This window comes from Hydrogenophilus islandicus, assembly GCF_054657095.1.
In genome coordinates this window covers 24,200-31,472 of sequence record NZ_BAAHXE010000027.1, presented here as the reverse complement: position 1 = coordinate 31,472, position 7,273 = coordinate 24,200, and the positions used below count along the sequence as shown (strand labels likewise).

The window sequence follows — 7,273 nt, the reverse complement described above, 5'->3', positions numbered from 1 at the left end:
GGACGCTCCCAGCGCTGCACCTTGCAATCTTCGGTCGATGCCAGATACCACCGCCCCTTCTGCTCGAGCGCCCACAGAAGATCCCCGGCAGCGTAGAGACGCATCGGCGTCATCGGCGAGGCGTCGCTCTGAATCTGCCATCGTCGCTGACAGACGGGTAGCCTACTCGTGACGACGAACTGCTCAATCGCGGCAAAAGGGAGCCGCTGCTCGCGCACCAGGATCAGGGCGTGTTCGCGACCGTCAATCGGGTAGGCGGTTGCCGAGTTTTCGCAACCGGAAAGAAAAGCTGCAGCGACGGCGAGCGCAAAGAGCGTGATGCGCGCCCCCTGTCGCTCACCCCAACGCCGAACGGTTTGCTTCATCGCTCACCTCCACCTGCCAGTCGATCATCTCCCCCGCGGCAAGGGGCACCAGCGGGTCACCCGGGAGATAGGGTAACGCTTCCGGAATCTGCCATGGGCGGCGGACCAGGGTGACCGACTCTTTTGCCACGGGGAGGCCGTAAAACTCAGCACCAAAACGGGAAGCAAAATCGGGGAGTCGCTCGAGTGCCCCAGCCTCAGCGAAGGCTTTGGCGTAGAGGGGAAGGAGCGCGTAGGCAGTGTAACAGCCCGCGCAACCGCATGCGGCCTCCTTGGTGCTCTTCGCGTGGGGTGCTGAGTCGCTCCCCAAGAAAAACTTGGGATTGCCGCTGGTGGCCGCGGCAAGCAGCGCTTGACGATGACGTTCGCGCTTCAGCACCGGGAGGCAGTAGTAGTGGGGCCGAATTCCCCCCTGAAAGAGGGCGTTGCGGTTGTAGAGGAGATGGTGCGCGGTGATCGTCGCTGCGACACGCTCCGAGGCGGAGGCGACAAAATCGACCGCATCGGCGGTGGTAATGTGCTCGAGCACCACATTGAGGCGGGGAAAACGATCGACGATCGGCGCAAGCACCCGTTCGATGAAGCGTGCCTCGCGATCAAAAACGTCCACGTCGGGGTCGGTCACCTCACCGTGGACGCAGAGGACAATCCCCCGCTCCTCCATGCGCGCCAAAATCGGATAGACCGCTTCAATCCGCCGGACTCCGCTCTCGGCATTGGTCGTCGCCCCCGCCGGATAGAGCTTCACCGCCCGAACCAGTCCCCCCGTCTCTGCCGCACGATCGATCTCGGCAACCGGCGTCGCCTCGGTGAGATAGAGCGTCATCACCGGCGTAAAATGGGCCGCCGCACCGGGCAATGGGCGCACCACCTGGAGAATCCGCTCCCGGTAGGCGAGCGCATCGGCCACCGTCACCACCGGAGGCTTGAGATTGGGCATGATCAACGCCCGGCCAAAAACTGCCGCGGTGTGCGGAACGACCGCAGCAAGCGCTGCGCCATCGCGCACGTGGAGATGCCAATCGTCCGGGCGCGGCAAAATGATACGCTCACTCACCTTGATGATCCCTTCTCTGTGCGATCACCCAATCATACAACTGGTTCTTGGAAACACGAAAAAGCTCCGCGGCCCAGCGAACCGCTTCAGAGGGGGCCACCCCAGCGGCGAGAAAACGGGCACACCAGGCGTGCGCCTCCTCTTCGCGCTGATGGAGACTTTCGCGCGGGGGAACCACCAAGACAAACTCCCCCTGCTGCCGCTCATGCCGCGCTGCAAGCCACTCTTCGACCGTACTGACTGTCCCCCGCACGCTCTCTTCGAAGCGCTTGGTCATCTCCCGCGCCAGAAAGAGCGGATGATCCCCCCCAAGAATGTCGGCAAGATCGCGTAACGTCTCGACGATGCGATGGGGTGCTTCGAACCAAACCGTCGTCAGATCCCCCGCCGTTGCGTCGCGAATTGCCGCACGGCGCTGCGCCGCTTTGACCGGCAAAAACCCCCGGAAAGCGAACCCCTCTTCGCCGAACCCCGAGATCGAAATCGCTGCAGTCACCGCGCTGGGCCCCGGAATCGCAACCACCGGAAAACCCCGTTCGCGCACCTGCGCCACCACCTTGACCCCCGGGTCCGAAACTGCGGGTGTTCCCGCGTCACTCACCAAAGCCCAGTGCTCGCCCGCCGCAAGGCGCGCACACAGGAGTTCCGCAGCCGCCCGTTCGTTATGATCATGAACGGGCAGTAACGGCGTATTGATACCCCAACTGGCGAGCAACCGCCCCGTTACCCGGGTATCCTCGGCAGCGATCCCGGCAACGCCCGACAAAACGGCCAACGCCCGGATCGACAAATCGTAGCGGTTGCCAAGGGGCGTCGCGACGACGTACAATGCGGGCGTCGCAAGGCGCCACGGTGCTTCTGCAACCAACGCCTGCCAGTCACTCCCCATCCGAGCCTCCCTCCCGATGACCTCTGCCCATTCTCGCACATCTTGCCCAGAAGCTGCACCAACAGCCCGCAGTAAAGGGGCGCGATTCGAGGAGATCGCCGCAGCGTGGTGTCGCCGCCAAGGGTGGAGAGTCATTGCGCGCAACGTCACCTGCCGCCGCGGCGAGATTGACCTAATTGCGCTCGACGGCGAGACGCTCGTCTTCATCGAAGTGCGGCAACGTCGCTCGGCGCGCTTTGGCTCGGCGATTGAAAGCGTCACCGCGACCAAACAGCAGCGGATCTCTGCGGCGATCCGCTACTGGCTCGCTGGACCTGTCGGTCGCCAACACAGCCACCGCGCGATGCGCTGCGACCTCCTCGCCTTTTCCGGAGAGGACGAAACCCCCGAATGGCTTGCCAACGCATTCGACCTCGCCCCCTGGTAAACTCGCTCTCATGGATCTGATCGAAGCGTTGAGCGACCGTTTTGCGTTTCAGCAAGGGCTCCTGCGCGAGGTGACCGACCTCCTTGCGCCGCCCCTTGCCGCTGCCGCTGAGGTTCTTGCCCAGACGGTGCTTGCGGGGCAGCGCCTCTGGGTCGTGAGCAGCCCTGAGATTCACCATCTCGCGAGCCATTTCGTCGACCGGCTGTGGTATGGCCTAGCGCGCGAGCGTCCCCCCTTTGCTGCCGTACACCTCCCGGGAAACGCGACGCTTCCCCCCCATGGACACCCGCTCGATGTGCTTGCCAACCCGGGCGATTGCCTCCTCGTGCTCCTTGGGCGGATGAAGAGTGACACCCCACGCGCGGCGATTCGCACCGCGCTGGAAGTGGGGTGTCCGCTCATCGTCGTCGGCTATGATCCCGACGAACACATCTGGTCGCAACTGCGTGGCGAGGATGTCCCGATCGCCTTCCCTGACCTCCCCGCTGCGGCGCACGACGAACTCCTCCTTTTTACCCTCAACACCCTGATCGAAGCTTGGGAACAGATCCTTTTTGGAGAATGGGCATGAACCGTACCCTCTTACCTCTTGCGCTTGCCGTTACCCTCCTCACCCCGACGCTGTCCGGCTGCTTCCCGGTCGCGGCCACCGGCGTTGCTGCGACAGCCGCAGTGGCTGCCGACCGTCGGACGGCGGGCACGATTGTCGAGGACGAAGAACTCGAATGGAAAATCGGCAACGCCATCCAGCAGGCGTTGGGCGACGCTGCCCACGTCAATGTCACCTCCTACAACCGGATCGTGCTCCTCACCGGTGAGGTCCCGAACGAATCCGCAAGGCAGCGCGCCGAGGCGCTTGCCCGCAACACCAAAAATGTCCGCTCGGTCGTCAACGAGCTGGTGATTGCCCCCCCCTCGACGCTGGGAGCACGAACCAACGACACCTCGATCACCACGCAAGTCAAAGCGCGCCTGGTGGGTAATCGCGACGTGCGTGCCCACCTCATCAAGGTGGTCACCGAAGGAGGGGTGGTCTATCTGATGGGGCTCGTCACCCGACGGGAGGGAGAGGCGGCGACCTATGTCGCCCGGACCACCTCGGGCGTCAAACGGGTCGTTCGCGTCTTTGAGTTCATCAGCGATGAGGAGGCCAAACGGCTCGACAGCCTCGCGTCCCAACAACCGGCGAAGGGCTCCGCACCTCAATAAACGACCGCAACCGGATCGAGGCTCCGCCAGAGGTACCAGGTAGCCACGGTTCGCCACGGGCGGAACTGCTCCCCGAGCGCGCGCCACCCACGCAGCGACTGGGGCGGGGCGATCGGGTAGCGTGCAACCAAAGCTCTACGCAGCCCCAGATCGTCGGCCGGCCAGACGTCGGGGCGAAGGAGGTGGAAGATCAGCACCATCTCGGCGGTCCAGCGCCCGATGCCGCGCACCGCGGTCAGCTCCGCAACCACCTCCTCGTCGCTCATCGCCGGCCATGCCTCGGGGTGAAGCTGCCCCGTCTGGAGGCGGTGGGCGAGATCGTGGAGATATTCGACCTTTCTTGCCGAGAGTCCCGCACTGCGCAAGACCCCCCCATCAGCCGCCAAAACCGCTTCCGGAGTCACCGAACCGCCCAGCGCAGCGGAAAGCCGTGCCCACAAGCGATCGGCGGCGAGGACCGAGACCTGCTGCCCGACAATCGCGCGCGCGAGCGTCACAAAGGGGTCGCCGTGTGACCCCAACAACTCGCCATCGGTCCCAGCGATCAATTCCGCAAGGACCTCGTCGCGTGCGCTCAGCTCGGCACACGCCTCGGCCCAGTAAGGGGGATGGATCCAGCCGCTTGGCTTCTTCATCCCGTGGCTTTCATCCGTTCTTTAGCCGCAAGCGCCGCCAAGAGTCTTTGATGGACGCCGGCAAACGCCCCGTTACTCATCGCCACCACCGTGTCCCCAGGCTGCGCGACGCGAGAGAGCTCCGCCACAAGCGCCTCGATCTCGGTAGCCACGTGCGCTCGCGCACCGAGCGGCGCCAATGCTGCCGCCAGATCCCACGAGAGTCCCTCCGCGTAGCCAAAGACGAGGTCGGCATCGGCCAACGCCCCCGGAAGCTCCTGCTGCATCACCCCCCGCTTCATCGTGTTCGACCGTGGCTCAAAAAGGGCAATCAACCGCCCGCGCACCAGGGGCTTGAGCGCCGCCAACGTCGCGGCGATCGCGGTCGGGTGGTGGGCAAAATCGTCATAGACGACGACCCCCGCCGCCTCCCCGACCCGCTCGAGCCGGCGTCGCACTCCTCTAAACTCTGCCAATGCCGCAACAGCCGCCTCAGGACGAACCCCGGCGTGGCTCGCGGCAGCAACGGCAGCGAGTGCGTTAAGCGCGTTGTGCTGCCCGGGCAAAGGCAAAACCACCTCACCGACCCCCCGACCGTCGTAGCTGAAGGCCACCCGCTCCCCATCTTGCTGCACCTGCCAGATCGGCTCCTGACCGCCACTCCCCGCCCCCTGTTGCGGCCTACTGGCGGTGTCGGATGCGGGATTCCACCCAAAGCGGACCACCTCGGACCAGACGCCGCGCGCCAAGACCCGGTCGATCGCCGCGACATCGGCGCGGGCGATCACTTGGGCGGTGCGCGCCATCGTGCGAATGAGATGGTGGAATTGGGTCTCGATCGCGGCCAAATCGGGATAGATATCGGCGTGGTCGAACTCGAGGTGGTTGATCACCAGCGTCCGCGGTCGATAGTGGATAAACTTCGCCCGTTTATCGCAAAAAGCGGTGTCGTATTCGTCCGCTTCGATGACGAAAAAGGGAGAGCTTCCCAACGCGGCCGGCATGTCGAACCCGAGTGCCGCGCCGCCGATCAGATACCCCGGATCGAACCCAGCCGCACGCAAAATGTGGGCGACCATCGCGGTCGTCGTCGTTTTCCCATGGGTACCACTCACCGCGACGACCCACCGGTTGCGCAAAACGTTCTCGGCAAGCCACTGGGGGCCGGAAACAAACGGCAACCCCGCATCGAGGATCGCCTCCAGCAAGGGATTACCGCGGGAGACGGCGTTTCCAACGATATAGAGGTCAGCGCCTAACTTCAACTGCTCGGCATTGTATCCCTCGATCGGTGTCAGCCCCGCTTGGGCCAACACCTCACTCATCGGGGGATAGAGCGGCCCGTCGCAACCGGTGACGCGGTGGCCCAGTGCTTTCGCGAGGATCGCCACGCCCGCCATGAAGACCCCACCCATCCCGAGAATATGGAGATGCATCGTCGCCACTCACCTTCGATTGGTACAATAGTGCCATTTTCGCACACCCCCTCGCCCATGAAGACCCGAACTCTGGAAGCGCTCGACTATCGCGACGAAATCGCGCAGGTCGCCGCCCGCCTCATCTTCGACGAAGGGATTCGCGATTTCGCCTTTGCGAAACGCAAAGCGGTGAAACAGCTGGGGCTCCCGCCGCGGACGATGTTGCCGAGTAACGAAGCGGTCGAAGCGGCGCTCGCCGACTTTGTCGCGGAATATGGCGAACTCGAAAATCTCCCCGAGCGGCTCACCGCGATGCGGCGGGAAGCGGCGAAAATCCTCGCTTGGCTCCCGTGGCCGAGCTACCTGGTCGGTGGCGTCGCGCAGGGCACCGCCGGCCCGTTGAGCGAAATCGAAATCGACCTCTTCGCCGAATCGGGGAAAGAGGTCGAAATCTTTCTCCTCAACGAACACCGGCGGTTTCGCGTCCACACCCCGAAAGCGAGCGCCGCCCGCCGTCCCGAGACCGAGCTGATTCTCGAAGATACCCCTTTTCCGGTGCGCTTGCGCGTCTGGCCGGCACTCGACGAGCGTCGGCGAAAAAAATCGGATCGCGGCCTCAATTTGCCGCTCCTCACTGCCCTCTTGGAGTCGCGATGAACGACAACACGGCACAAGGCACCCCCCGGAAGAACCTCGTTCACTGGCTCGTTGCCGCACTTCTTGCCGCGTTGGTGCTTCTCCTTTTCTTCCGTCAAACCCTCACCACCTCCCCGGCTCCCCGCGACGCTTCGCCCATCTATGACGAGCGGGCACTCCAGCAGCTCCTCACCGCCCAGATGCCCGAGGTGACCTCGGGCGCTCCCAAAACCCTCAATGACTGGCGCGGTCAGCCGCTGGTGATCAACTTCTGGGCGACCTGGTGCCCCCCCTGCCAAAAGGAGCTCCCCGCCTTTGCCGCGGTCGCGCGGCAATACCAGGGTGTTGTCCAGTTCGTCGGCCTTGGCCTTGATGAGCGGGAAAAGCTCCTTGCCTATGCCCGACAGTTCGATCTCCCCTACCCGACGCTCGTCGCCGGCGGCTTTGCTCTGGGGCAGACGACCCAACTGGGCAACCCCAACCGCGGGCTTCCCTTCACCCTCATCCTCGACGCCCAAGGCAACCCCGTTGCCCACCACGTCGGCGCGATGAGTCAAGCGGAGCTCGAAAGAGCGATTGTCCCCGTCGTGACACCCCTTCGCAGGTCAAAGGGGGACAACCCCTAGGCAAAAGTCGCGAAATGCGGCAAACTTCACCT

Annotated in this window: 10 protein-coding genes; 5 read left to right on the top strand and 5 right to left on the bottom strand. The window is 64.2% G+C overall.

The genetic code is table 11. From position 1 onward, the window contains the following. The 3 genes from ACYQ6T_RS08275 to rsmI all read right to left on the bottom strand — a co-directional run. Nucleotides 1-365, bottom strand: a 365-nt coding sequence (locus ACYQ6T_RS08275; protein ID WP_459829865.1) for a hypothetical protein, incomplete at its 3' end; no start/stop codon positions are given. Next, nucleotides 337-1,422: a dihydroorotase gene (gene pyrC, locus ACYQ6T_RS08270; RefSeq protein WP_459829861.1), complete on the bottom strand. Its 1,086-nt coding sequence runs from the start codon at nt 1,420-1,422 to the stop codon at nt 337-339. The genes pyrC and ACYQ6T_RS08275, both read right to left, overlap by 29 nt. Then, on the bottom strand, nt 1,415-2,311 hold the full coding sequence (gene rsmI, locus ACYQ6T_RS08265; RefSeq protein ID WP_459829858.1) for a 16S rRNA (cytidine(1402)-2'-O)-methyltransferase: 897 nt from the start codon (nt 2,309-2,311) through the stop codon (nt 1,415-1,417). Before rsmI ends, pyrC begins: the two co-directional genes overlap by 8 nt. A 16-nt stretch (nt 2,312-2,327) precedes the next feature. Here rsmI and ACYQ6T_RS08260 point away from each other — a divergent pair, with 16 nt between their 5' ends. The 3 genes from ACYQ6T_RS08260 to ACYQ6T_RS08250 are packed head-to-tail and all read left to right on the top strand — an operon-like array spanning nt 2,328 to nt 3,947. After that, entirely contained in the window at nt 2,328-2,738 is a 411-nt protein-coding gene (locus ACYQ6T_RS08260) for a YraN family protein (protein ID WP_459829856.1), read from the top strand. A 10-nt stretch (nt 2,739-2,748) separates the two neighbouring features. After that, entirely contained in the window at nt 2,749-3,309 is a 561-nt protein-coding gene (locus tag ACYQ6T_RS08255) for a phosphoheptose isomerase family protein (protein WP_459829854.1), read from the top strand. Further along, complete coding sequence (locus ACYQ6T_RS08250; protein ID WP_459829852.1) at nt 3,306-3,947, top strand: BON domain-containing protein; 642 nt, start codon at nt 3,306-3,308, stop codon at nt 3,945-3,947. Before ACYQ6T_RS08255 ends, ACYQ6T_RS08250 begins: the two co-directional genes overlap by 4 nt. Here ACYQ6T_RS08250 and ACYQ6T_RS08245 read toward each other — a convergent pair. Next, the gene (locus ACYQ6T_RS08245) at nt 3,941-4,582 is read right to left on the bottom strand and encodes a DNA-3-methyladenine glycosylase family protein (RefSeq protein ID WP_459829850.1); all 642 of its coding nucleotides are present in this window, start codon (nt 4,580-4,582) and stop codon (nt 3,941-3,943) included. The genes ACYQ6T_RS08250 and ACYQ6T_RS08245 overlap by 7 nt on opposite strands. Beyond that, the gene (gene mpl, locus ACYQ6T_RS08240; RefSeq protein ID WP_459829869.1) at nt 4,579-5,997 is read right to left on the bottom strand and encodes a UDP-N-acetylmuramate:L-alanyl-gamma-D-glutamyl-meso-diaminopimelate ligase; all 1,419 of its coding nucleotides are present in this window, start codon (nt 5,995-5,997) and stop codon (nt 4,579-4,581) included. The genes ACYQ6T_RS08245 and mpl overlap by 4 nt, the downstream gene beginning before the upstream one ends. A 57-nt stretch (nt 5,998-6,054) precedes the next feature. Here mpl and ACYQ6T_RS08235 point away from each other — a divergent pair, with 57 nt between their 5' ends. Both ACYQ6T_RS08235 and ACYQ6T_RS08230 read left to right on the top strand, forming a co-directional pair. After that, nucleotides 6,055-6,636 (top strand): hypothetical protein, encoded by a 582-nt coding sequence (locus tag ACYQ6T_RS08235; RefSeq protein ID WP_459829848.1) that lies wholly within the window; start codon nt 6,055-6,057, stop codon nt 6,634-6,636. After that, on the top strand, nt 6,633-7,241 hold the full coding sequence (locus ACYQ6T_RS08230) for a TlpA family protein disulfide reductase (protein ID WP_459829845.1): 609 nt from the start codon (nt 6,633-6,635) through the stop codon (nt 7,239-7,241). Before ACYQ6T_RS08235 ends, ACYQ6T_RS08230 begins: the two co-directional genes overlap by 4 nt. Nucleotides 7,242-7,273: the final 32 nt, after the last annotated feature.

What these genes read in the sequence shown, in the direction of transcription:
- rsmI (WP_459829858.1), bottom strand. Translation starts at nt 2,311, where the DNA reads ATGGGGAGTGACTGGCAGGCGTTGGTTGCAGAAGCACCGTGGCGCCTT.
- ACYQ6T_RS08250 (WP_459829852.1), top strand. Translation starts at nt 3,306, where the DNA reads ATGAACCGTACCCTCTTACCTCTTGCGCTTGCCGTTACCCTCCTCACC.
- ACYQ6T_RS08235 (WP_459829848.1), top strand. Translation starts at nt 6,055, where the DNA reads ATGAAGACCCGAACTCTGGAAGCGCTCGACTATCGCGACGAAATCGCG.
- ACYQ6T_RS08230 (WP_459829845.1), top strand. Translation starts at nt 6,633, where the DNA reads ATGAACGACAACACGGCACAAGGCACCCCCCGGAAGAACCTCGTTCAC.
- ACYQ6T_RS08260 (WP_459829856.1), top strand. Translation starts at nt 2,328, where the DNA reads ATGACCTCTGCCCATTCTCGCACATCTTGCCCAGAAGCTGCACCAACA.
- mpl (WP_459829869.1), bottom strand. Translation starts at nt 5,997, where the DNA reads ATGCATCTCCATATTCTCGGGATGGGTGGGGTCTTCATGGCGGGCGTG.
- ACYQ6T_RS08245 (WP_459829850.1), bottom strand. Translation starts at nt 4,582, where the DNA reads ATGAAGAAGCCAAGCGGCTGGATCCATCCCCCTTACTGGGCCGAGGCG.
- ACYQ6T_RS08255 (WP_459829854.1), top strand. Translation starts at nt 2,749, where the DNA reads ATGGATCTGATCGAAGCGTTGAGCGACCGTTTTGCGTTTCAGCAAGGG.